This is a genomic window from Streptomyces sp. NPDC048185 (assembly GCF_043202495.1).
GTDB lineage: Bacteria > Actinomycetota > Actinomycetes > Streptomycetales > Streptomycetaceae > Streptomyces.
This window is the reverse complement of record NZ_JBIDAN010000001.1, coordinates 443,156-465,747: the sequence shown is the minus strand read 5'-3', so window position 1 is coordinate 465,747 and position 22,592 is coordinate 443,156. Positions and strand designations below refer to the sequence as shown.

The following is a 22,592-nucleotide window of genomic DNA, read 5'->3' as shown; positions in this document are numbered from 1 at the left end:
GGAGCGCGGGGTGCCGTTTCGTCTGACGGTGCCCCGCGCTGCAGTCGCCGTCTGCGGGGGCTGCCGCCCCCGGGCCCCCGCTTCGGCCTGAACGGCCTCGTCCGCGAACGCCGGACGGGCTGAAAGGCGTCCTACGCCGACAGCTCCCGTTCGAGCGGTGTCCGGAAGCGCGGGGTCACCCGGGTGGGGCCCACCCAGGACGCCAGGCGTTCCGCCTCCGCCGTGATCGCCGCCTCGGCCTCGCGGCCCACGTCCTCGCCGTCCAGGATCCGCCAGACGATCTCCCCGTCGACCCGCTGGGCCCAGCCGCCGATCACGCGGCCGTCCCACCACACCGTCGGGCCGACGTTGCCGCTGCCGTCGAACAGCATCGGGCGCAGCCCGGGCGCGAGGTACCAGTCCCGGTGCCGCCAGCCCATCGCCGTCGGATCCAGCGCGGGCAGCAGCGCGGCCCAGGGTTCGGCGGGCGCCGCCACCGGACCGGCGTCACCGGCGGCCACGTACCCCGGGCCCTCGTCCAGCGACACCGCCTCCGCGCCGATCGCGGCCAGCGCCCGGCGGACCTCCGTCACCCGCCACCCCGTCCACCACTTCAGGTCGTCCTCGGTGGCCGGACCGCACGCCGCCAGCCACCGGCCCAGCAGCTCGGCCTGCGCCGCGGCGGTGTCCAGCTCGGCATGCTCGGGCGCCGGAGCCCAGCGGAACTGGCTGGACGTCCACGAACCCAGCGGCCGGCCCCGCACGACCTTGCCCTCCACGCCCAGCACCTTCAGCAGCCGGGTGGAGACCGTGTGCACGCCCTCGTACCTCTTCCCGGCCGCGTACACGAACCGCTCCTTCAGCCGCGGCTCGTCCGCGGCCAGTTCGGCCGCCGTCGCCTGCCCGCGCCGGGCCAGCGCCGCCAGCGCCGACTCCTCGACCTCCGCCAGCCAGGCCGCGTCCGGTGCCCCGGCGACCGCCATGTGCTTGAGCAGTGCCGCCCGCTCCCGAGCGGCCACCGCGAGACCGGTCGAGGCGTGCACGACCGCCGTCAGCGCGGTCGGGAAGACGAACACGGTGTGCCGCATGCCGTGCATCCGCACCAGCGCCCCGTCCTCGTAGAGCGCCCGCTCCGTCTCGGCCACCGTCTTCGCCGGGTCCGCCAGCCGTGCGCCGACGGCCAGATACACCGTCGAGGGGTCCGTGCCGTGCAGCGCGACCAGCGATCCGGCGACCTCCTCCGGGCTGCCCGCCCGGGCCCCGCCCGCCAGCCGCTGCCGCAGCGCGAGCCTCGCCCGCCGCTCCGCCACCCCGATGTGCCGCCGTCCGTCACCCATACCGGCCTCCGCCCGCCCGTCGCCTCTCGGTGCGGCCCATCCTGCCCGACACCGGTGACAACGGCGGGCCCGTGCGCTTCACAGCCCGGGTGCGCCCCACACCGGGAACCAGCGGCCCAGGTCGTCCTCGACCGGCAGCTCGCCGGCGAGCACCGCACGTATCCGCAGCTCCAGCGCGTTGTCCCGCTGCTGCCGGTCGCCGGGCAGGGGCGCGAACGGGTAGAAGGTGCCCCGCTTGTAGAGGTAGACGAGCGCGAGCCGCCGCCCGCCGTCGTCACGGAAACCGGCCAGGGAGCACAGCAGCTGCGGCCCGAAGCCGTTGACCTCCATGGAGCTGTTCACCGCGTGCAGGTCGTTCACCAGCAGCGGCAGCTCGTCGGGGGTGCGGTGGGAGACGAGCCAGGAGTAGCCGAAGGAGTCGTGGCTCAGTTCCACCGGGGTGCGGCCGGCGTCCGCGTCCAGCAGGGCCCGGACCTCGCGGTGCGTCTGCTCGAAGGCGGCTCCCTCGACCGTCGCGAAGCACACGGCGCCCTGCCCGGTCGGCGCGAGACCGGCCGCGGCCTGGAGGCTCACCGCCGCCGAGGGCAGGGCGAAGAGCCGGTCCAGGTCGGGTGCGACGGGCTTGGAGCGGCCGAGCAGGATGTCCAGCAGGCCCATCGGTCTCAGGCCCTTCCGGGCGCCGCCGCCTCACCCAGTTCGCCGGAGATCCGGCCCAGCTGGTCGAGCCGCTGCTCCAGGCTCGGGTGGGTGGCGAAGAGCCGTCCGAGGCCGGGCTCGGCGCCGAAGGCGGGCGTGAAGTAGAAGGCGTTGAACGCCTGCGCCGTCCGCAGGTCCTTCGTCGGGATCCGGGCGATGTCGCCGGTCACCTTGGTGAGCGCCGAGGCCAGCGCCGAGGGACGGCCGGTGAGCAGGGCGGCGGCCCGGTCGGCGGCCAGCTCCCGGTACCGGGACAGGGCCCGGATCAGCACGAAGCTGATCGCGTACACCGCCGCGGCGACGCCCATCACGGCCGCGAACACGACCAGGGTGTTCTGGTCCCGCCGCCCGGCGCCGAACAGCTGCGAGTAGAAGGCGAACCGCACGACCAGCCCCGCGATCACGCCCAGGAAGGACGCGACCGTGATCACGGCGACGTCCTTGTGCGCCACGTGCGACAGCTCGTGCGCGAGCACGCCCTCCAGCTCGGCCGGTTCCAGCCGGCGCAGCAGCCCGGTCGTCACGCAGACCACCGCGTTGTCCGGGTTCCGTCCGGTGGCGAACGCGTTCGGCATGTCCATCGCCGACACGGCGACCACCGGCTTCGGCATGCCGGCCATCGCCGACAGCCGGTCCACCACCGCGTGCAGCTCCTCGTACTCGTCCCGCTCCACGACCCGGCCCCGCATCGCGAACAGCGCGATCCGGTCGGAGAACCAGTACTGCGCCCCGAACACCAGGGCCACGATCACCACGCCCAGGACCCAGGACTTCAACAGCACGATCAGCGCGGCGATGAAGCCCACGTACAGCAGCCCGAGCAGGAACAGCGTGATCCCCATGCGCACGGTCAGCCGCCGGTCGCTCCGGAAACGGCTCTGCATCTGCATCACCCCGCAGTCGCGCACTCGTCCCGCTGTCCAGTGTGCACCCGGCGGCCGCTGCCGGAGGCAGCGAAGGACGCCTAGTAGGGCGCCCGGAAGTTGATGTACCCGAGCAGCACGATCACGGCGGCCACGCAGCCGAGCACCACGGCGGTGGAGACCCACGACGACCGGCGGCGGGAGCCCACGTGCTCGGGGTCGGCGCGGAAGGGCACCGGTCCGGGAGGGTTCTCCTTCCACCGCGCGGCGAGCATCCGGGCGCGCGCGGAGGGCTCCTTGTGCTCGGCACCGTCCGCCCATGTGAGGTCGAACTCGCGTTCCTCGTCGTCCCGATCGGACATGTCCGGTCCCTCTCCCCGTTCCCTGACTCGAACAACCGTGTCAGTGACATGATCCCGGGCCGGGGCGGCGCTGTGAAGTTTTTCGGCCAACGACGGCGCCCCCGCCCCCTGACGAGCAGGGGACGGGGGCGCCGGACGGCCGGGCCGGGCGGCCCGGGTGCCGATCACACGTCGAAGTAGAGCTCGAACTCGTGCGGGTGCGGACGCAGCTGCAGCGGGGCGATCTCGTTCGCGCGCTTGAAGTCGATCCACGTCTCGATCAGGTCCGGCGTGAAGACGTCGCCCTGGAGGAGGAACTCGTGGTCGGCCTCGAGGCGGTCGAGGACGGCGCCGAGGGAGGTCGGGACCTGCGCGACGTTCGCGTGCTCCTCGGGAGCCAGCTCGTAGAGGTCCTTGTCGATCGGCTCGGCCGGCTCGATCTTGTTCTTGATGCCGTCCAGACCCGCGAGGAGCAGGGCCGAGAAGGCCAGGTACGGGTTGCCGGAGGCGTCCGGGGCGCGGAACTCGACGCGCTTGGCCTTCGGGTTCGAGCCCGTGATCGGGATGCGCATCGCGGCGGAGCGGTTGCGCTGCGAGTAGACCAGGTTCACCGGCGCCTCGAAGCCCGGCACCAGGCGGTGGTAGGAGTTCACCGTCGGGTTGGTGAAGGCCAGCAGCGACGGGGCGTGCTTGAGGATGCCGCCGATGTAGTAGCGGGCGGTGTCCGACAGGCCGGCGTAGCCCTGCTCGTCGTAGAACAGCGGCTCGCCGTTGCTCCACAGCGACTGGTGGACGTGCATGCCCGAGCCGTTGTCACCGAAGATCGGCTTCGGCATGAAGGTCGCCGTCTTGCCGTTCTTCCAGGCCACGTTCTTCACGATGTACTTGAAGAGCTGGAGGTCGTCCGCGGCGGCGAGCAGCGTGTTGAACTTGTAGTTGATCTCGGCCTGGCCGGCGGTGCCCACCTCGTGGTGCTGGCGCTCGACCTTCAGGCCGGACCGCTCCAGCTCCAGGGAGATCTCGGCGCGCAGGTCGGCGAAGTGGTCGACCGGCGGGACCGGGAAGTAGCCGCCCTTGTAGCGGACCTTGTAGCCGCGGTTGTCCTCCAGGGCACCGGTGTTCCAGGCGCCGGCCTCGGAGTCGATGTGGTAGAAGGACTCGTTCGCGCTGGTGGCGAAGCGGACGGAGTCGAAGACGTAGAACTCGGCCTCGGGACCGAAGAACGCCGTGTCGGCGATGCCGGTGGAGGCGAGGTAGGCCTCGGCCTTCTTCGCCACGTTCCGCGGGTCACGGGAGTACTGCTCGCCCGTGATCGGGTCGTGGATGAAGAAGTTGATGTTGAGGGTCTTGTCCCGGCGGAACGGGTCGATGCGCGCGGTCGACAGGTCGGGGCGCAGGGACATGTCCGACTCGTGGATGGCCTGGAAGCCCCGGATCGAGGACCCGTCGAAGGCCTGCTCGTCGTCGGGGTCGAACGCCTCGGCGGGCAACGTGAAGTGCTGCATGACGCCCGGCAGGTCGCAGAACCGGACGTCGACGAACTTGACGTCCTCGTCCGCGATGAACTTCTTGGCCTCGTCGGCGTTCTGGAACATCCAGCTCCTCCTACTCCCGACCGTGCCGCCGGGGTGGTAGATCGTTCGTGCGCCAGTGCGGGTGGCACACGCTGCCTCGACCCTAGGGACGGGTGATTTCTCGGGCGTGACCCATTTGTTTCGCAGAAGTTAACCGGCTGCCTTCCAGCGTAGGCCCCATCCCGGCCCCGCACACCCCACCGTGTACCCCGCCGTCCCCGGGGCATATGGGGGCGCAGTACCGTGGACGGGTGGACAACAGGCAAGCAATCGGATCGTGGCTCTCCGGGCCGCGCGCGGCCATCGAAGGAGCCGGCGCCGATCTCGGGTACCGGGGCGAGCAGCTCGGGCTGCCGGAGGAGGGGCCGGGCTCCATCGCCCGTCCGGGCCGCAGGCTCGGGGCCCTCGCCGTCGACTGGGCCCTGTGCTCCTTGATCGCATACGGCCTGATCACGGGCAGCTACGGCCAGACGGCGAGCAACTGGGCGCTGCTGATCTTCTTCGTGCTCAGCGTCCTGACCGTCGGCACGATCGGCTTCACCCCGGGCAAGCGCCTCTTCGGTCTGCGCGTGGTGGAGCTGGGCACGGGCCGCGTCCACCCGGCCCGCGCGCTGCTGCGGTCGGTCCTGCTGTGCGTGGCGATCCCCGCGCTGATCTGGGACCGGGACGGCCGGGGGCTGCACGACCGGCTGGCGCGCACGGTCGAGGTCCGCATCTAGCGCAGCATCCGGTGCCGCGTCCGCGCGGCAGCGGCGGCGCACGGAACCCGTACGGCGATGGGGCGCCCGGAGTGATCCGGGCGCCCCATCGCCGTGAGTGCGTGTCCGCCGATGCCGGCCGCCGGGCTCAGCGCCGGGGATTGCCGCCCTTCGGCATCCGCATGCCCTTGGGCATCGGGCCCTTGGGCAGGGGCATGTTGCTCATCAGGTCGCCCAGGGCGCGCAGCCGGTCGTTGGTCGCGGTGACCTGCGGACCGGTCAGGACGCGCGGGAGCTTGAGCATGGTCGTGCGCAGCTTCTTCAGCTCGACCTGGCCCTCGCCGGTGCCCACGATCAGGTCGTGCACGGGGACGTCGGCGACGATGCGGTTCATCTTCTTCTTCTCGGCCGCGAGCAGGGACTTCACCCGGTTCGGGTTGCCCTCGGCGACCAGCACGATGCCGGCCTTGCCGACCGCGCGGTGCACCACGTCCTGGCTGCGGTTCATCGCCACCGCGGGGGTGGTCGTCCAGCCCCGGCCGATGTTGTCCAGTACCGCCGCGGCGGCGCCCGGCTGGCCCTCCATCTGCCCGAAGGCCGCCCGCTCGGCCCGGCGCCCGAAGACGATCGCCGTCGCGAGGAAGGCGAGCAGCAGGCCCAGGATGCCGAGATAGATGGGGTGACCGATCAAGAAACCGATCCCGAGGAGGACACCGAAGACGACGATGCCGACACCCGCGAGCACAAGACCGATCTTCTTGTCGGCCTTGCGGGTCATCTTGTAGGTCAGAGCGATCTGCTTCAGTCGCCCGGGGTTCGCAGCGTCCGCTGCAGGTTCCTTCCTCGCCATGCCGTGAAGTCTACGTGGCCGGGAGGGCGCCGACGACGGCAGTGCCCGGCGCCGCCGTACGGGGGAGGTCAGAGACGGCCGGTGGCGACCTGCTGCTGCAGGACCCGCTCGGTCTCGATCCGCTCCTTGGCCCGGCGGCGGTCCTCCAGCACGGAGGTCCAGGCGTTGCGCCGTGCGGTGCGCTGGCCGCTGCTCATCAGCAGCGACTCGACGGCCCGCAGGGCGTCGGTGAACGACGGGATGGCGGTGGCGCGAACGGGCGCGGCCTGCATGGTGGAGGTCCCCCCTCGGTACGGATCCGGGTGCGGGTGAACGTGCTGTGATTCCAGGGTCACTGATTGGTGTTACCAGGGCGTGACCCGCCGGTCAAACGCACGTGAAGCGGTGGTGCCGGGGCCCGGAACGGCGACGCGGCCCCGACCGGTGCCCTCATCTGCGAGGACGGTCGGGGCCGCGGCGTATCGGCCACTACTGCCGAGTAGCGTCTTGTGCGTGAATTCACACGCGGCGCGCCTCCGCCGTGCGGGCGGAGGCTGACGGCAGGTCAGACGGCCTGGCCGGCGACGACGGTGTCGCGCTTCTCGACCGCCATCCGGTAGAGCCGCCCGGCGCGGTAGGACGAGCGCACCAGCGGGCCGGACATCACGCCGGAGAAGCCGATCTGCTCGGCCTCCTCCTTCAGCTCCACGAACTCCTGCGGCTTGACCCAGCGCTCCACGGGGTGGTGGCGCACGGACGGGCGCAGGTACTGCGTGATGGTGATCAGCTCGCAGCCGGCCTCGTGGAGCTGCGTCAGCGCCTCGCTGATCTCCTCACGGGTCTCGCCCATGCCGAGGATCAGGTTCGACTTGGTGACCAGGCCGTAGTCGCGGGCATCGGTGATCACCTTCAGGGAGCGCTGGTAGCGGAAGCCGGGGCGGATCCGCTTGAAGATGCGCGGCACGGTCTCGACGTTGTGCGCGAAGACCTCGGGGCGGGAGTCGAAGACCTCGCGGAGCAGCTCCGGCACCGCGTTGAAGTCCGGGGCCAGCAGCTCGACCTTGGTGCGGCCCTCCTGGCGCTCGGCCGTCTGCTGGTGGATCTGGCGCACCGTCTCGGCGTACAGCCAGGCGCCGCCGTCCGGCAGGTCGTCACGGGCCACGCCGGTGATCGTGGCGTAGTTCAGGTCCATGGTGACCACGGACTCGCCGACCCGGCGGGGCTCGTCGCGGTCGAGCGCCTCGGGCTTGCCGGTGTCGATCTGGCAGAAGTCGCAGCGCCGGGTGCACTGGTCGCCGCCGATGAGGAAGGTCGCCTCGCGGTCCTCCCAGCACTCGTAGATGTTGGGACAGCCGGCTTCCTGGCAGACCGTGTGCAGGCCCTCGCTCTTCACGAGGTTCTGCATCTTCGTGTACTCGGGGCCCATTTTCGCCCGGGTCTTGATCCACTCGGGCTTGCGCTCGATGGGGGTCTGGCTGTTGCGGACCTCCAGGCGCAGCATCTTGCGTCCGTCGGGTGCGACTGCGGACACGACCGGCTCCCTAGCGTTCGATTCTTCGGCGCCTTTAAGCGTACGCCCGTTGATTTGATGCCCGGCGAGGCTGCTGGCCTTGCCGGGGGCTGCCGCCCCCAGGCCCCCGCCGAAGCCCTGAACGGGCCTCGTCCCCAAACGCCGGACGGGCTGGAAATATGCCCTCCGCCACAAAGTGCCGGACGGGCCGGAAACGAGCCCGGGGTTCAGGCCGCCCGGGTCTTCTCGATCACCCTCGGCTTCAGGTCCGCGTTCTCCAGGACGTCCCGCAGGTGGCGCTCCGCCACCGGGAGGACCTCCTCGATGGTGACGTCCCGGCCCAGCTCGTTCGCCAGGGAGGCGACGCCCGCGTCGCGGATGCCGCACGGGATGATCCGGTCGAACCACTTGTTGTCCGGGTTCACGTTCAGGGCGAAGCCGTGCATCGTGACGCCCTTCGCCACCCGGATGCCGATCGCGGCGATCTTGCGGTCCTCGCGGCGCTGGCCGGCGTTGGACGGGGCGTACTCCGGCCCGTTGAGACGGGGGTCGAACTCCTCGTCGGTCAACCGCGGGTCGAAGTCCAGCGAGAGTCCGCCGAGGGCCGGGCGCTTCTCCACGGGGTCACCGAGGACCCAGACCCCGCTGCGGCCCTCGACCCGGGTGGTCTCCACGCCGAACTCGGCGCAGGTGCGGATCAGCGCCTCCTCCAGCCGCCGCACGTGCGCGACGACGTCGACCGGGCGCGGGAGCTTCTGGATCGGGTAGCCGACCAGCTGGCCCGGCCCGTGCCAGGTGATCTTGCCGCCGCGGTCGACGTCGATGACCGGCGTGCCGTCGAGGGGCCGCTCGTCGTCCGCGGTGCGCCGGCCGGCGGTGTAGACCGGCGGGTGTTCGAGGAGCAGCACGGTGTCCGGGACCTCGTCGGCGAACCGCGCGGCGTGCACGCGGCGCTGCTCGTCCCACGCCTCCTGGTACTCGACGCGCTCGGCACCGAACCCCATGCGGACGAACCGAAGCTCACTCACGGCAAGAGCCTCCCTGGAAGGTCGTAAGGCACGAACCGTGCCCACGCCACTGTACGACCGGCCGCCCGGCCTCCGTCGGGGGGCCGCTGCCGTCAGCCCGCAGGGAATCCTCACACGATCGGATGAATGCCTGGCGAAGAATGCGATCGGATGCTTACTCTCCGCTACATTCGCGCCGTTCACGAGGCCATAAGGGCTGCTCACAGGCGCTCCGGGCACATCGAAGGGCCCGGAAGGCAGGAGACCGCACCGCACCATGACGGAACGACCCGCGCAGCGCACCCCCAACCGCCAGCTCGCCGCGCTCATCGCCGAAGCGGGGTTCTCCCATGCGGGTCTCGCGCGTCGCGTCGACCAGCTCGGACTCGAACACGGCCTGGACCTGAGATACGACAAGACGTCCGTCACCCGGTGGCTGCGCGGCCAGCAGCCGCGCGGCACCACCCCCGCCCTGATCGCCGAGGTCTTCACCCGCCGCCTCGGCCGCCGCCTCAGCGCCCAGGACCTCGGCCTGGACGCCTGCGCCCCCGTCTACGCGGGCCTCGAGTTCGCCGCCACCCCGGAGGAGGCCGTCGACATCGTCGGCGGGCTGTGGCGCAAGGACTCCGGCAGCCACGCCGAGCTGCGCAAGATCGCCTTCACCCCGGCCGGCCTCGTCGTGCCCAGCCGGGACTGGCTGATCGGCCGCGCCGACGAGAGGGTCGCCCGCGTCGAGGTGCCCGTCCGCATCCCCGCACAGGGCCGTCCGGCGTTCCCCGGCGGCCCCGTGCCGCTCGCCCCCTCGCGCCGGCGGGTCCCGGCCGACCGCGGGCCCGGCCAGAAGGTCACCGGCGGCGACCTCGCCGCCCTGCGCTCGGTGGGCGAGCTGTTCCGCAGCCTGGACGACCGGTACGGCGGCGGCCACGCCCGCCAGGCCCTCGTGCGCTACCTGGAGCACGAGCTGGAGCCGATGCTGCGCGGCACCTACGGCGAGCAGACCGGCCGCCGGCTGTTCGCCGCCGCCGCCGACCTCACCCGGCTCGCGGGCTGGACGTCGTACGACATCGCCGCGCACGGGCTCGCCCAGCGCTATTTCGTGCAGGCGCTGCGGCTCGCGCAGGCGGCCGGGGACCGGGCGTACGGCTCGTACGTGCTGGTCACCATGAGCCGCCAGGCCGTCTACCTCGGCCACGGCCGCGAGGCCGTGCAGCTCGCGCGCGTCGCCCAGCAGGGCGTCGGCACCTCCGCGCCGCCGGTCGTGCAGACGCTGCTGCACGCCGCCGAGGCACGGGCGCACGGCATCCTCGGCGAGGTGCGGGCGTGCACCGCGGCCCTCGCGCGGGCCGAGCGCGCCCTGGAGACCGCCCGGCCCGGGGACGAGGTGCCGCACTGGGCGCGCTTCTTCGACGAGGCGCAGCTCGCGGACGAGTTCGGGCACTGCCACCGCGACCTCCAGCAGTTCCGCGCCGCCGCCCAGCACGCGGAACGCTCCCTGCAACTGCGCGCCCCCGCGTACGCCCGCAGCCGGCTGTTCTGCCGGATCGTCCTCGCCACCGCCCGCCTCGGCCTGGGCGAGCTCGACCAGGCCTGCCAGCTGGCCGCCGAGGCGGCCGGGCAGGCGGCCGAGATGCGGTCGGTGCGGGCGGCGGAGTACGTGCGCGACTTCGAACGGCGCCTGGAGCCGTACCGGGACGCGGCACCCGTACGGGGCTACCGGGACAAGGTGGCGGCGTTGGGGTAGGGCGAAGCGGACGGGCCCCGCCGGTCCCGGCCGTGACGGCGGGGACCGGCGGGGCCCGTCGGCTCCCGGTCGTGTTCGACTCAGGCAGGGCTGTTGTAGCGCTCGATCGCGTTCATGCGGCTGAAGGTCCAGCCGCTGGCGGCCTCCCAGCTGTGCAGCGGGGAGTTGAGGGTGCCGTCGGCCTTCGCCGTCCAGGTGATGGTCCTCACCCGGCCGTCCGAGTAGCCGTAGAAGGTGGCCAGATCGTCGCGTCCGTCGCCGTTGTAGTCGCCGGTGACGATCTTCATGTGGCTGCGTTCGTAGTTGCCGGCCGGGGTGGTCCAGAGGTCGGTGCGATTGCCGAACTTGCCCGTGGCGTCGGCGGTGAAGCCGATCACGGTGTCGTGGCCGTCGGCGTAGTCGTACCAGGCGGCCAGGTCGTCGCGTCCGTCGCCGTCGAAGTCACCGGAGTGGAGACTGGTGGCGGCGAAGGTCCAGCCGGTGGTGCTCCAGCCGTTGACGGGCGTGTTGACGAAGCCGCCGTCGGGCGTGGCGGGGAAGGTGATGATCCTCGTCTCACCGGAGGCGTAGCCGTAGAGGGCGGCGAGGTCGTCGCGTCCGTCGCCGTTGTAGTCGCCGGTGCTGAACTTCATGTTCGAGGCGGTCCAGCCCTCGGTACGCGAGAACGAGGAGAAGGGGCTGCTGAAGCCGCCGTCCGCCTTGGCGAGGAAGGTGTGGAGCTTGTCGCCGCCGTCGGCGTAGTCGTACCAGACGGCGACGTCGTCGCGGCCGTCACCGTTGAAGTCCCCGGAGTTGACCGTCATGCGGTCGAACGTCCAGCCCGAGGTGGCCTTCCAGGAGTGGACCGGCTCGGCGGTGTAGCCACTGCTCGTACCGAGCCAGGTGATCAGGGCCACCTCGCCGCTGGAGTAGCCGTAGAAGGCGGCCACGTCTCCGCGCCCGTCTCCGTTGAAGTCACCGGTGAAGCGCTTCATGTTCTCGGCCCAGTAGTTTCCGGCCGGCGTGTTCCAGGCGTGCGTCGGGGCGGCGAAACCGCCGTCGGCCTTGGCGGCGAAGGTGTGGATCTCGTCGCTGCCGTCGCCGTAGTCGTACCACTCGGCCAGGTCGCTGCGGCCGTCGCCGTCGTAGTCGTGACGGACCTCGGTGCCGGCGGCCCACTGGGAGGCGCCCTGGGCGTCGCGGATGACGAAGTCGCCGCGGTCCTGGAGGACGGCCCTGCCGCCGGCCGCGCTGGTCTTCGACTCCCAGAGGACGGTCGTGCCGTCGGCGTCGAGGACGGCGAGGTTGCCGTTGGTGTCGAAACGGGCGGTCGCGCCGGGGTGGCCCGCGGTGCCGGTGGACCACAGGGTCTTCCCGGCGTTGGAGACGACGACCAGGTTGCCGTCGGCCTGCAGGGTGAGGCGCGAGGCGTTGGCGGTGAGGCTGTCCTCGGCGTGCAGGACGGTGCCGGGCGTCAGGGCGTTCCCGCCGACGATGTTGTCGAGGCGGGGGGACACGGCGTCGTTGCGCGTCTCGGCCGGGTCGGAGCCCCAGCAGCCGCCCTGCCAGGACTGGCTGGCGAGCGCGACCAGTTCGAACGTGCCGTCCTTCTGCCGCAGCAGAGGCCCGCCGGCGTCACCGGCGCAGATGGCGTCGTCGTCGGTCCTGCCGTCGAGCGCGAGGGTGGTGCCGGAGACGGACTGGACCGTGAAGGTCGCCGTGTGCCGGCCGGCGGGCACCCACTCGTCCTTGGTCCTGCCGAACCCGACGGCCGTCAGCTCCTCGCCCGCGGTGGGCGCGGTGGTGGCGAACGGGACGGTCGGGGCGCCGATGGGAGACTCGAGGCGGGCCAGAACCATGTCGCGGTCGGTGCGGGGAACCAGCTCGACGACCTCCAGGGGCCTGCTGAGGCCCGGGTGTCCGGGGACCGGATCGACCGGGAACAGGGCTGTCGTCTTCCACTTCGGCTTGCCCGCCGCGACCGGCCCGCCGCCGAGGTCGTCGGCGAAGCAACTGGCGGCGGTGGCCACCCACTGGGAGGCGACCAGCACGCCGGTACAGGCGCGCTGGTCGTCACCTATCGTCAGGCGTGCGGTGAAGTTGTACGCGTTGGCCGTACTGGCCGGGCCGGTGGCGGCCTGGGCGGTGCCGGCGGTGAGACAGCCGGCGGCCACGGCGGTCGCCATCAGGCCCCCGGTCAAGGCGGCGAGTGAGCGGGGCGTGGACATGGGGCGTCTCTCGTTCCTATCCGTGGCGGCACCGAACATGGTCGTGAACCGCATCAGTCCGCCACACGGATGTCGACGAGAACCGACCGAGAGCCGCCGGTGGGTTCCGCACCCACGGCCTTGAATACCGCGAGCGGCGCCCTTCGGGGTCGGGAGATCAAGGTAATTCCTCCAATGATGCACGAATGGCGTTCGCCGTCATGGATGTCTCAGCGGCGAAAGCGCCAGTGGCTGCGAGGTGAGGAGGCGCCCTGAAGGCACAGTGATCTGCTGGTCGATTCAATGCACCATGAAGTTGGATTCACGACGGTGAAAGTCCCCCCTCTTCAGGTCGATGGTTGTCCATCGCCATCAATGCCCCCCCAGTAATCGAGCGAGAGCGTATCAAACGAACATTCGAGGCGCATCGATGTCCGCTACATCGACGAGGTGATGCAAAAGGGCATAACGGGCTCTTTCTATGAGCGGTGCAAGTGTGCACATGGCATCTGTATCCCCGTATGTGACGATCCGTCAGTGCCGCGAGGACGCCTGGCCGGCAATACCGTTACGGCAGCGCGGCAGGCCGTTCGCGGGGGCGAGTGCTCAAGTCACCTCTGGGTGACATGCATTCTGAGGAATGCTGCACCCGAATGGGAATTCAGAAGCGGGCGAAGCCTCGGTCGAAGTCTTGGTTCTCTGACGGTCGAGCACAATCAGCCAGTCTTCGGCGAGTCTTTTCTCGCTCGTCCTCGACCGATATGGACGTGCGGTACGGGCCGCTGCGCGGCGGTGAGGGGGAGGGCGTCGTCCCACCGGGGCGCGCCCTCCACCCGCATCAGGCTGCCCGTACCGTCTCGGCCGCGTGCATCGGCCGGCCCGCGCCCAGGTCGGTGAGGATCGCCGCCGACGCCCGGTGGGCCGAGTGCAGCGCGCCCTGGACGGTGCTGGTGTCGCGGTGGTCGCCGCACACGTACAGGCCGGCCAGCAGCCGTACCGGCCGGTGCGGGTCGTGCGGCGGGCGCATGGCGGGCACCGCCTCGGCCGTGTGGTGCACGGCCAGGGTCTCCCAGCGGCCGGTCGACGTGCCGTACAGACGGGCCAGGTGGATGCGCACGGCGGCGTCGACGCCGGACGGGAAGGGACCGAGGACCGTCGACGAGACCAGGGCGCGGCCGGCCGGCGCGCGCGACGGGTCCACGTGGCTGATCACCGCCGTGTGGGCGACCGGCCCGCCGCGGTCCGCGTCGAGCAGCAGGGACGCGCCCGTCGACAGGGGCTCGTCGGTCGTGTGGTGCACCACCGTCACCGGATGGAAGTCCGGCACCCGCAGTCCCGGCAGCAGCTCGGCGGCGGCGCGGGCGTCGGTCGCCACCAGGACGGCCCGGCAGCGGATGACGCCGTGCTCGGCGGTGGTCACCGCGTTGGTGGCGACCGAGGTGACCTTGACACCGGTGTGCACGGTGCCCGGCGGCAGCGTCCGCGCCAGCAGTTCCGGCACGGTCTCCGCGCCGCCCTCCGGCAGCACCGGCCGGCCGCCGGCGAAGGCGCGCAGCGCGAGGTCGGCGCACCGGCTGGAGGTGGTGAGGTCCGGGTCGTACAGCAGGGCGGCGAGCAGCGGACGCAGGAAGCCGTCGATCGTGCGGGCCGGCAGTCCGCGGGCCGCCAGCGCCTGGGCGGCGGGCAGCTCCGGGCGGGCCAGCAGCCGTTCGACCGGGGTGCTCGCGAGGCGGGTCAGCGCGGCGCCGAGCCGGGCCTGGTCGACGGCGGTGCCCAGCGGGGCACCCGTCCGGGGCCGAACGGCGGCTACGGGGCGTCCCGGCACCCTGGACGCGGGAACCGTGCGCCGGGGCGCGGAACCCCCTCTGGGGGCGCTCGCCAGGGCGCGCACCGTATGGAGTGCGCCCCTTGCGCCCCGGGTGCCGGCCGGGGCGCCCGCACGGTGGTGGCGGCCCTCGCTGTGCAGCAGCACCCCGGGCGCGAACGGCAGCAGCGCCAGGCCGTCGAGGCCGGGGGTGAGGCGCAGTTCGGGATACGCCGTGGAGAGCGGCTGCCCGATCCTGTCGAGCCGGAATCCGTCGACCTTCTCCGTCGCCATCCGGCCACCCACCCCGTGGGCGGCCTCCAGGACCGTGGTCGTCACTCCTGCGCTGGTCAGCCGATGCGCCGCGGCGAGTCCGGCGATCCCGGCCCCCACGACGACGACGTCCGCCTGGTACGCGGGCTCAAGCACGTGCCCCTCCTAGGGGGTGTCGTTCGGGTCATGCCGCAGACGCGGGTCTGACACGCCCACCTGCGGCGTTGTCCTCACTCGCCGACGCGCCGCGTCGGCTTCCTCCTCCGCCTCGCGTCCCGCGCCGGGAACCGCCCGGCGGTGCCGGCGGGGAACGGCCGATGTCCTGCGAGCCGGTCCACACCGCACCCCCTGGAGGTTGCGCGGTCGCTGGAGACGTCATGCCCCCAACCGGCTTGAGGGATACCCGAGTTCGTTCCGAGATTAAGGCCGGGAACGGTCAGGGGGAGTCGCACGGAGGCAGGGCACGGTCGCACGCCGGTCGCATTCGGCTGCGATACGGCCGGCAGACGGTCACAAGGGGGCTCGCCCCTGTCGTGGCCTCCGGCTCACAGCGCCGCCCGGATCGCCCCGTCGATCTCCGGGAACGCGAAGCGGAAGCCCGACTCCAGGAGGCGGGCCGGCAGCACGCGGGCGCTGCCCAGGACGTCGCCGGACATCTCGCCGAGCACGGTCCGCAGCACCGGCGCGGGCACGGCGAACGGCGTCGGCCGGTGCAGCACCCGCCCCATCGCCGCGGTGATCTCCCGGTTCGTCACCGGGTGCGGGGCGGTGAGGTTGAAGGGCCCCGACAGGTCGTCCCGGTCCAGGAGGTGCCGGATCGCGGCCACCTCGTCGTGCAGCGCCACGAACGACCAGTACTGCGAGCCGTCGCCCAGCCGTCCGCCGAGCCCCGCCCGGAAGAGCGGGAACAGCCGTGCCCAGGCGCCGCCCTGCCGGGCGACCACCAGGCCGGTCCGGACGAACACCGTCCGCACACCCGCCCCACGGGCGGGCGCCGCCGCACCCTCCCACTCCACGCACACCCCCGGCAGGAAGCCCTCGCCCGCGGGCGCGCTCTCGTCGACGGGCCGCCCGCCGGTCTCCCCGTAGAAGCCGATCGCGCTGCCGTTCACGAAGACCCGTACCGGCCGCTCCAGCGAGGCGACGGCCTCGGCGAGCGCCCTGGTGCCGTTCACCCGGCTGTCGCGGATCCGCGCCTTGTAGGCCTCGCTCCAACGGCGGTCGCCGACCCCTGCCCCGGCCAGGTTGACCACGGCGTCGCAGCCCTCCAGACCGGCCGCGTCCACGCGCCCCGCGGCGGGGTCCCACCGGACCTCGTCCGCACCCGCCGGCGCACGGCGCACCAGGCGCACCACTGCGTGCCCGTCCGCGGTCAGGGACCGCACCAGGGCGCTGCCGATGAGACCGGACGCGCCGGCCACCGCGATACGGGAACGTTCCGAGTCGTCCATGCGTCCATCCTGCCCGCAAAGGCCGGGAAACCACGGCCCCGGCCGCGCGCCGTACAGTGATCGTCATGCCCGTCGCCCGCATACGCCCCGCCCGGTCCGAGGACGAGCAGCCGCTGCGCCTGCTCGACCGCGCGACCTGGTCGTACCAGCACGCCGTCTCGCCCCCGCCGGGGCCGGACGACCCCTTCTTCCGGGAGCGGTCGGGCCCCTCCGACCACCTCGTCGCCGAGCTCGACGGCACCCTCGTCGGCTACGTCCGGCTCGGCTTCCCGACGGAACTGGCCTCCAACACCCACGTACGCCAGATCCGGGGCCTCGCCGTCGCCGACGCGGCCCGCGGTCACGGCGTCGGCCGGGCCCTCGTCCGCGGAGCCGTCGAGGAGGCCCGCCGCCTCGGCGCCCGCCGCATCACCCTGCGCGTCCTCGGGCACAACACCGCGGCCCGCAAGCTCTACGAGTCCGAGGGCTTCACCGTCGAGGGCGTCCAGCCGGAGGAGTTCCACCTCGACGGCGCGTACGTCGACGACGTGCTGATGGGGCAGTCGCTGCTGTAGAGCCACGGCGCCGGACGGTTCCACCGGCCGGCACGGCCCACGTCGCGGACGGAGCGGATCCGCCGGACAGTGGGACCATGCGTGTCTTCCGAGGTCCGCGCGGCCCACGGGATCGGCGTCCGGACCGCATACCGGCCCCCGCCCGGGTGCTGCTCGGCTGTCTGCCCGGCCTCGCCGCCGTCGCGGCGCTGCTGCTGTGCGCGAGCGGTGTGGAACGGGCCGTCGAGCGGAACGCCCGGTCGGCCCCCGCCGGCGCCGCCCACCCGCACACCGCCCCACGGCCGCCCATCGTGCCCCGCTCGGTCTGGCTCGGCGACGCCGCCCGGGCCCAGCCGGCCCCGCGCTACGACGACGAGATCCACGCCGTCTTCGTCCACCACACCGACACACCGAACGGCTACGACTGCGCCGACGTGCCGGGCATCCTGCGCGGGGTCTACACGGGCCAGACCGGCGCCCGGGACTGGGACGACATCGGCTACAACTTCGTCGTCGACCGCTGCGGCACCATCTACGAGGGCCGCGCCGGCGGCATCGACCGACCCGTCACCGGCGCCCACACCCAGGGCTTCAACCACGGCACCACCGGCATCGCCGCCCTCGGCACCTTCACCGCCGGCGTCCCCGTGCCGGACGCGCTGACCGACGCGATCGCCGCGCTGGCCGCCTGGAAACTGGGCCCGACCGACACCGACCCGCGCGGAACGGTCCGCCTGGTCTCCAGCAACGGCCTCAGCCGGTTCGCCGCCGGCAGCACCGCCACCCTGCCCGCCGTCGCGGGGCACGGCGCGGGCTACCAGACCAGCTGCCCGGGCGAGGCCCTCACCGCCCGTCTCCCGCACATCAGGGACCTCGCCGCCCGCCTCCAGGGCAGGACCGGCTGACCCCGGCCGTAAGGGCGGGCGGGAGGGCCGTCACCGCCCCGGGCGGCGGGGAGAGCCTCAATCCCCTCCGAAACGCTCCCACAGCCTCGGCAGCCGCTCGGCGACGGCCCGGTCGTCCTCCAGGTCGATCGGTGCGCCCAGCGGCTCCGTGGGCGCCGGCGCGATGCCGAGGTCGGGGGCGACGGTGCCGGTGAGCTGCTCGTAGGCCTCGTCGGCCGCGTAGCCCAACTCCTCGCCGTCGCCGTCCAGCTCCTCGTCGAAGTCGTCCAGCAGCTCGGCGAGCGAGTCGGGCTCGTGCACCGCACCCTCGTACACCTCGCGGCCCTGACCGATCAGCCAGCACCGGAAGTAGTCGAAGGCGTCGTCGCTCGCCCCGCCGAGCAGCACCCACGCGGCACCCCACAGGTCCCACGTGCAGGCCCGGTTGTAGCGGGCCTCGAAGTGGCGGGCGAAGTCCAGGACGAGGTCCGGGTCCAGTTCGAGGAGCCGCTCCAGGAGCAGGTCGGCCTGGTCCTCGGGGTCGCCCTCGGCGCCCCGCCGGGTGGCGTCGATCAGCTCCCAGAACTCCGTCTCGTCCATCACGGGTCCAGCATCGGCCCTGCGGGGGTGCCACGCACGTGGAGCGGAGCGGATCGTTATCTCCGGGGCGGGCCGGGGCGGGCCGGGGCGCGCGGACCGTCGGGCAGGCCGTCGGGCGGCCGGTCGGATCCCGTCAGGACTCGGTCCGGTAGAGCGCGGCGAGCCGTCCGGCGTCCCGTGCGAAGCGTTCGCGCAGTTCCCGGGGCGCCAGTACCTCCACCTCCGGCCCGAGCGCCCGCAACTGCGTGTGGGCCACCTCCTCGGACTCCACCGGCACCGTCACGGTCACCCACCCGTCCGGGTCCGGCGCGCCCGCCCCCGCCAGGGCCTCCCGGGCGGACAGTGCGTCCACGGCGTACGGCAGCCCCCGCACGCCCCGCTCGGACAGCCGCACCACGACCTCGGCCCGCAGGATCGAGCGCGCGAACTGCTCGGCCCGCTCCGCCCAGAACGCGGGCAGATCGAACCCCTCGTCCCGCGCGAACCGCTCCCCGCCCTGCTCCACCGCCGTGAACCGGTCGATCCGGTACACCCGGAACGCGCCGCCGTCCGGCACCCGCGCGCACAGGTACCAGACCCCCGCCTTCAGCACCAGCCCGTACGGCTCCAGCTCACGGACGACCTCCTCGTCCCCGCGCCGGTAGCGCGCGCCGAGCCGCCGGTCGTCCCACACCGCGTCCGCGACCACCGGCAGCAGCTCGGGCGTCTCCGGCTCCCGGAACCAGTTCGGCGCGTCCAGGTGGAACCGCTGGGCAGCCGTGCGGGAGGCGTCCCGCAGGGAGGGCAGCAGCGCGGCCGACACCTTCAGCCGGGCCGCCGACGCCGCGTCCTCCAGTCCCATCTCGCGCAGCGCCCCCGGCACCCCGGAGAGGAACAGCGCCTCGGCCTCGCCCCGCGCGAGCCCCGTGAGCCGTGTCCGGTACCCGCCGACCAGCCGGTAACCCCCGGCCCGGCCCCGCTCGGCGTACACCGGCACACCCGCCTCCGACAGCGCCTGAGCGTCCCGCGTCACGGTCCGCTCCGACACCTCCAGCTCCCGGGCCAGCTCGGCGGCGGTCATGGCCGGGCGGGACTGGAGCAGCAGCACCATCTTGATGAGGCGGGCAGCGCGCATGCCCACATCATGCAGGAGGCCCCCGCCGAAGCGGGGGCCTCCTGGGGTCAGAGCCTCACAGCCCGTAGCGCTCGCGCGCCTCCTTCACGGCCGTCGCCTGGACCTCGCCGCGCTTGGCGAGCTGGGCCAGGGCCGCGACGACGATGGACTCGGCGTCGATGCCGAAGTGGCGGCGGGCGGCCTCACGGGTGTCCGACAGACCGAAGCCGTCGGCGCCCAGCGAGGACCAGTCCTGCTCGACCCACTGCGCGATCTGGTCCGGGACCTGGCGCATGTAGTCCGAGACGGCCAGCACCGGGCCCTCGGCGTTCTGCAGCGCCTGGCGGACGTACGGCACCCGCTCCTCGCCGCGCAGCAGCGCCGCGTCGGCCTCCAGCGCGTCCCGGCGCAGCTCGGTCCAGGAGGTCGCGGACCACACGTCGGCGGCCACGCCCCACTCCTCGGCGAGCATCTTCTGCGCCTTCAGCGTCCAGTGGATCGCCGTGCCGGAGCCCAGCAGCTGGATGCGCGGGGCGTTGGCGACCGGGGTCAGACCCGCCGACTCCGCCGTGTTGAAGCGGTACAGACCCTTGACGATGCCCTCGTCGACGCCGGCGGCGGACGGCTTGGCCGGCTGCGGCATGGGCTCGTTGTAGACGGTCAGGTAGTAGAAGACGTTCGGGTCCTCGCCCGGGGCCGCCTCGCCGTACATCCGGCGCAGACCGTCCTTGACGATGGTGGCGATCTCGTACGCGAACGCCGGGTCGTACGTCAGGGCCGCCGGGTTGGTCGCCGCGATCGCGGGGGAGTGGCCGTCCGCGTGCTGGAGGCCCTCACCGGTCAGCGTCGTGCGGCCGGCGGTGGCACCGACCAGGAAGCCGCGGCCGAGCTGGTCGCCGAGCTGCCACATCTGGTCGGCCGTGCGCTGCCAGCCGAACATCGAGTAGAAGATGTAGAACGGGATCATCGCCTCGCCGTGCGTCGCGTACGACGTCGAAGCGGCGATGAAGTCGGCCATCGAGCCGGCCTCGGTGATCCCCTCGTTGAGGATCTGGCCGTTCTTGGCCTCCTTGTAGTACATCAGCTGGTCGCGGTCGACCGGCTCGTACGTCTGGCCCTTGGGCGAGTAGATGCCGAGCGACGGGAACAGCGACTCCATGCCGAAGGTGCGCGCCTCGTCGGGGACGATCGGCACCCAGCGCTTGCCGGTCTCCTTGTCGCGGACCAGGTCCTTGACCAGGCGGACGAAGGCCATGGTGGTGGCCACGCTCTGCGTGCCGGAGCCCTTGTCGAAGGCGGCGAACGCCTTGTCGGCGGGCGCGGGCAGCGGCGCGACCGGGTGCACGCGGCGGGCCGGGGCCGGACCGCCGAGGGCGGCGCGGCGCTCTTGGAGGTAGCGGACCTCGGGGGAGTCGGCGCCCGGGTGGCCGTAGGGGACCACGCCGTCGACGAAGTCGCTGTCCTTGATCGGCAGGCCGAGCAGGTCGCGCATGTCCTTGAACTCGTCCACCGAGAGCTTCTTCATCTGGTGGTTGGCGTTCTTGGACGCGAAGCCGGTGCCGAGGGTGTGGCCCTTCACCGTCTGGGCGAGGATCACGGTCGGCGCGCCCTTGTGGGCGAGCGCGGCCTTGTACGCGGCGTAGACCTTGCGGGACTCGTGACCGCCGCGCGAGTAGTGGAAGCACTCGAGGATCTTGTCGTCGCTCAGCAGCTTCGCCATCTCGGCGAGCGCCGGGTCCTTGCCGAAGAAGTCCTCGCGGATGTAGGCGGCGTCGCGCGTCTGGTACGTCTGCACCTGCGCGTCCGGTACCTCGCGCAGCCGGCGTACGAGCGCGCCGGTGGTGTCGAGCTGGAACAGCTCGTCCCAGGCGGTGCCCCACAGGCTCTTGACGACGTTCCAGCCGGCGCCGCGGAACTGGGCCTCCAGCTCCTGCACGATCTTGAAGTTGGCGCGGACCGGGCCGTCGAGGCGCTGCAGGTTGCAGTTGATGACGAAGGTCAGGTTGTCCAGGCCCTCACGGGAGGCGAGGGTGAGCGCGGTGGTGGACTCCGGCTCGTCCATCTCGCCGTCGCCGAGGAACGCCCACACGTGGGAGTTCGTCAGGTCCTTGATGCCGCGGCTGGTCAGGTAGCGGTTGAACCGCGCCTGGTAGATCGCGGAGATCGGGCCGAGGCCCATGGAGACGGTGGGGAACTCCCACAGCCAGGGCAGGCGCCGCGGGTGCGGGTAGGACGGCAGACCGTTGCCGCCGGCCTCGCGGCGGAAGTTGTCGAGCTGCTCCTCGTTCAGCCGGCCGTCGAGGAAGGCGCGGGCGTAGATGCCGGGGGAGGCGTGGCCCTGGATGTAGAGCTGGTCGCCGGAGCCGTCCCCCTCCTTGCCCTTGAAGAAGTGGTTGAAGCCGGTCTCGTACAGCCAGGCCGCGGAGGCGAAGGTGGCGATGTGGCCGCCGACGCCGTGCTTGCTTCCGCGGGTCACCATCGCCGCCGCGTTCCAGCGGTTCCAGGCGGTGATCCGCTGCTCCATCGCCTCGTCACCGTCCACGGTGGGCTCGGCGGAGGTGGGGATGGTGTTGACGTAGTCCGTCTCGAGCAGCTTCGGCAGGGCGAGGCCGGCGCCCTCGGCGCGCTCCAGTGTGCGGCGCATCAGGTACGCGGCACGGTGCGGCCCGGCCGCCTTGGTGACGGCGTCCAGGGAGGCCCGCCACTCGGCGGTCTCCTCGGGGTCGCGGTCCGGGAGCTGGTCGAGCTCGCTCGGCTGGATGGCGTTGGGGTCGGTCATGTCGCCGCCTTCCTCAGTCGAAGGGGGTTCCCTCAAGGTCAAGGGTTCGGGGGTGCCCTAGGTCTTTGGCAGGACAGGGCGCGAGGCTTGGGTGCAAGCCCGTCGGTGACTGTAACTCCCTGATCGATGATCGATCAAAGGGTTGAGGGGCAAAACCTCTCGATCCCGAGAAAGTCGGCACGGGGTGCCTCAGGCGGTGGCACCGGGTGACTGTGCTGGTGGGTGTTCGTGCAGGTGAGCGCGGGGGAGCTCGGGTGGTTCGGCCGTATGGCGGCTGCCGGCCAGCCGTGGCCGATCGCGCAGTTCCCCGCGCCCCTTCAGGGGCGCGGGGAACTGGGGCCAACAAGTGGGGCGGGGGGCGCCGCCCCCGTCCCGGGGCCTGGACGGGACGGGGGTGGGCGGCTAACGAGCCCC

19 protein-coding genes are annotated in these 22,592 nt (G+C 72.4%); 4 read left to right on the top strand and 15 right to left on the bottom strand.

What is annotated here, in order from left to right; genetic code table 11:
- Positions 1 to 131 precede the first annotated feature (131 nt).
- The 5 genes from ACGF3H_RS02135 to glnA all read right to left on the bottom strand — a co-directional run bounded on the left by ACGF3H_RS02135 (position 132) and on the right by glnA (position 4,811).
- The gene (locus ACGF3H_RS02135; RefSeq protein ID WP_362495533.1) at positions 132 to 1,316 is read right to left on the bottom strand and encodes a winged helix DNA-binding domain-containing protein; all 1,185 of its coding nucleotides are present in this window, start codon (positions 1,314 to 1,316) and stop codon (positions 132 to 134) included.
- A 78-nt stretch (positions 1,317 to 1,394) separates the two neighbouring features.
- The gene (locus ACGF3H_RS02130) at positions 1,395 to 1,973 is read right to left on the bottom strand and encodes a hypothetical protein (RefSeq protein ID WP_362495530.1); all 579 of its coding nucleotides are present in this window, start codon (positions 1,971 to 1,973) and stop codon (positions 1,395 to 1,397) included.
- Positions 1,974 to 1,978: 5 nt separating this feature from the next.
- The gene (gene htpX / locus ACGF3H_RS02125; RefSeq protein ID WP_362495529.1) at positions 1,979 to 2,896 is read right to left on the bottom strand and encodes a zinc metalloprotease HtpX; all 918 of its coding nucleotides are present in this window, start codon (positions 2,894 to 2,896) and stop codon (positions 1,979 to 1,981) included.
- Positions 2,897 to 2,976: 80 nt separating this feature from the next.
- A complete protein-coding gene (locus ACGF3H_RS02120) occupies positions 2,977 to 3,237 on the bottom strand; it encodes a hypothetical protein (protein ID WP_362495527.1) in 261 nt (86 codons plus the stop codon).
- 164 nt (positions 3,238 to 3,401) lie between these two features.
- Positions 3,402 to 4,811 (bottom strand): type I glutamate--ammonia ligase, encoded by a 1,410-nt coding sequence (gene glnA / locus ACGF3H_RS02115; RefSeq protein ID WP_361564961.1) that lies wholly within the window; start codon positions 4,809 to 4,811, stop codon positions 3,402 to 3,404.
- A gap of 230 nt (positions 4,812 to 5,041) precedes the next feature.
- Here glnA and ACGF3H_RS02110 point away from each other — a divergent pair, with 230 nt between their 5' ends.
- Positions 5,042 to 5,509 (top strand): RDD family protein, encoded by a 468-nt coding sequence (locus tag ACGF3H_RS02110; RefSeq protein WP_362495524.1) that lies wholly within the window; start codon positions 5,042 to 5,044, stop codon positions 5,507 to 5,509.
- A 127-nt stretch (positions 5,510 to 5,636) separates the two neighbouring features.
- Here ACGF3H_RS02110 and ACGF3H_RS02105 read toward each other — a convergent pair whose 3' ends face one another.
- From ACGF3H_RS02105 to lipB, 4 genes are all read right to left on the bottom strand, one after another.
- Complete coding sequence (locus ACGF3H_RS02105) at positions 5,637 to 6,338, bottom strand: DUF4191 domain-containing protein (RefSeq protein ID WP_362495522.1); 702 nt, start codon at positions 6,336 to 6,338, stop codon at positions 5,637 to 5,639.
- 68 nt (positions 6,339 to 6,406) lie between these two features.
- Positions 6,407 to 6,610, bottom strand: coding sequence for a hypothetical protein (locus ACGF3H_RS02100; protein ID WP_362495519.1), 204 nt, complete (start codon positions 6,608 to 6,610; stop codon positions 6,407 to 6,409).
- Between the two features lie 272 nt (positions 6,611 to 6,882).
- Positions 6,883 to 7,848 carry a lipoyl synthase gene (gene lipA / locus ACGF3H_RS02095; RefSeq protein WP_362495516.1) on the bottom strand — a complete coding sequence of 322 codons (966 nt, stop codon included), beginning with the start codon at positions 7,846 to 7,848 and terminating at the stop codon, positions 6,883 to 6,885.
- A gap of 206 nt (positions 7,849 to 8,054) precedes the next feature.
- Positions 8,055 to 8,855, bottom strand: a complete 801-nt coding sequence (lipB, locus tag ACGF3H_RS02090; RefSeq protein ID WP_362495513.1) for a lipoyl(octanoyl) transferase LipB — start codon at positions 8,853 to 8,855, stop codon at positions 8,055 to 8,057.
- A 256-nt stretch (positions 8,856 to 9,111) separates the two neighbouring features.
- Here lipB and ACGF3H_RS02085 point away from each other — a divergent pair, with 256 nt between their 5' ends.
- Positions 9,112 to 10,575 (top strand): regulator, encoded by a 1,464-nt coding sequence (locus ACGF3H_RS02085; protein WP_362495510.1) that lies wholly within the window; start codon positions 9,112 to 9,114, stop codon positions 10,573 to 10,575.
- Between the two features lie 80 nt (positions 10,576 to 10,655).
- On the opposite strand, the gene ACGF3H_RS02080 is transcribed toward ACGF3H_RS02085, so the two are convergent.
- The 3 genes from ACGF3H_RS02080 to ACGF3H_RS02070 form a co-directional block, all read right to left on the bottom strand.
- A complete protein-coding gene (locus ACGF3H_RS02080; protein ID WP_362495508.1) occupies positions 10,656 to 12,782 on the bottom strand; it encodes an FG-GAP-like repeat-containing protein in 2,127 nt (708 codons plus the stop codon).
- Between the two features lie 817 nt (positions 12,783 to 13,599).
- Complete coding sequence (locus ACGF3H_RS02075; protein WP_362495505.1) at positions 13,600 to 14,994, bottom strand: NAD(P)/FAD-dependent oxidoreductase; 1,395 nt, start codon at positions 14,992 to 14,994, stop codon at positions 13,600 to 13,602.
- 389 nt (positions 14,995 to 15,383) lie between these two features.
- Entirely contained in the window at positions 15,384 to 16,289 is a 906-nt protein-coding gene (locus ACGF3H_RS02070) for a TIGR01777 family oxidoreductase (protein WP_362495503.1), read from the bottom strand.
- Positions 16,290 to 16,354: 65 nt separating this feature from the next.
- Between ACGF3H_RS02070 and ACGF3H_RS02065 the strand changes: the two genes are divergently transcribed.
- Together ACGF3H_RS02065 and ACGF3H_RS02060 are read left to right on the top strand one after the other, a co-directional pair.
- Positions 16,355 to 16,843, top strand: coding sequence for a GNAT family N-acetyltransferase (locus ACGF3H_RS02065; RefSeq protein ID WP_362495500.1), 489 nt, complete (start codon positions 16,355 to 16,357; stop codon positions 16,841 to 16,843).
- Positions 16,844 to 16,920: 77 nt separating this feature from the next.
- The gene (locus ACGF3H_RS02060) at positions 16,921 to 17,727 is read left to right on the top strand and encodes a peptidoglycan recognition protein (RefSeq protein ID WP_362495497.1); all 807 of its coding nucleotides are present in this window, start codon (positions 16,921 to 16,923) and stop codon (positions 17,725 to 17,727) included.
- Between the two features lie 57 nt (positions 17,728 to 17,784).
- On the opposite strand, the gene ACGF3H_RS02055 is transcribed toward ACGF3H_RS02060, so the two are convergent.
- From ACGF3H_RS02055 to aceE, 3 genes are all read right to left on the bottom strand, one after another.
- Complete coding sequence (locus ACGF3H_RS02055) at positions 17,785 to 18,306, bottom strand: DUF4240 domain-containing protein (RefSeq protein WP_362495769.1); 522 nt, start codon at positions 18,304 to 18,306, stop codon at positions 17,785 to 17,787.
- Positions 18,307 to 18,439: 133 nt separating this feature from the next.
- Positions 18,440 to 19,420, bottom strand: a complete 981-nt coding sequence (locus ACGF3H_RS02050; RefSeq protein ID WP_362495494.1) for a YafY family protein — start codon at positions 19,418 to 19,420, stop codon at positions 18,440 to 18,442.
- A 55-nt stretch (positions 19,421 to 19,475) separates the two neighbouring features.
- Complete coding sequence (gene aceE, locus ACGF3H_RS02045; RefSeq protein WP_362495491.1) at positions 19,476 to 22,178, bottom strand: pyruvate dehydrogenase (acetyl-transferring), homodimeric type; 2,703 nt, start codon at positions 22,176 to 22,178, stop codon at positions 19,476 to 19,478.
- Between the last annotated feature and the right edge of the window lie 414 nt (positions 22,179 to 22,592).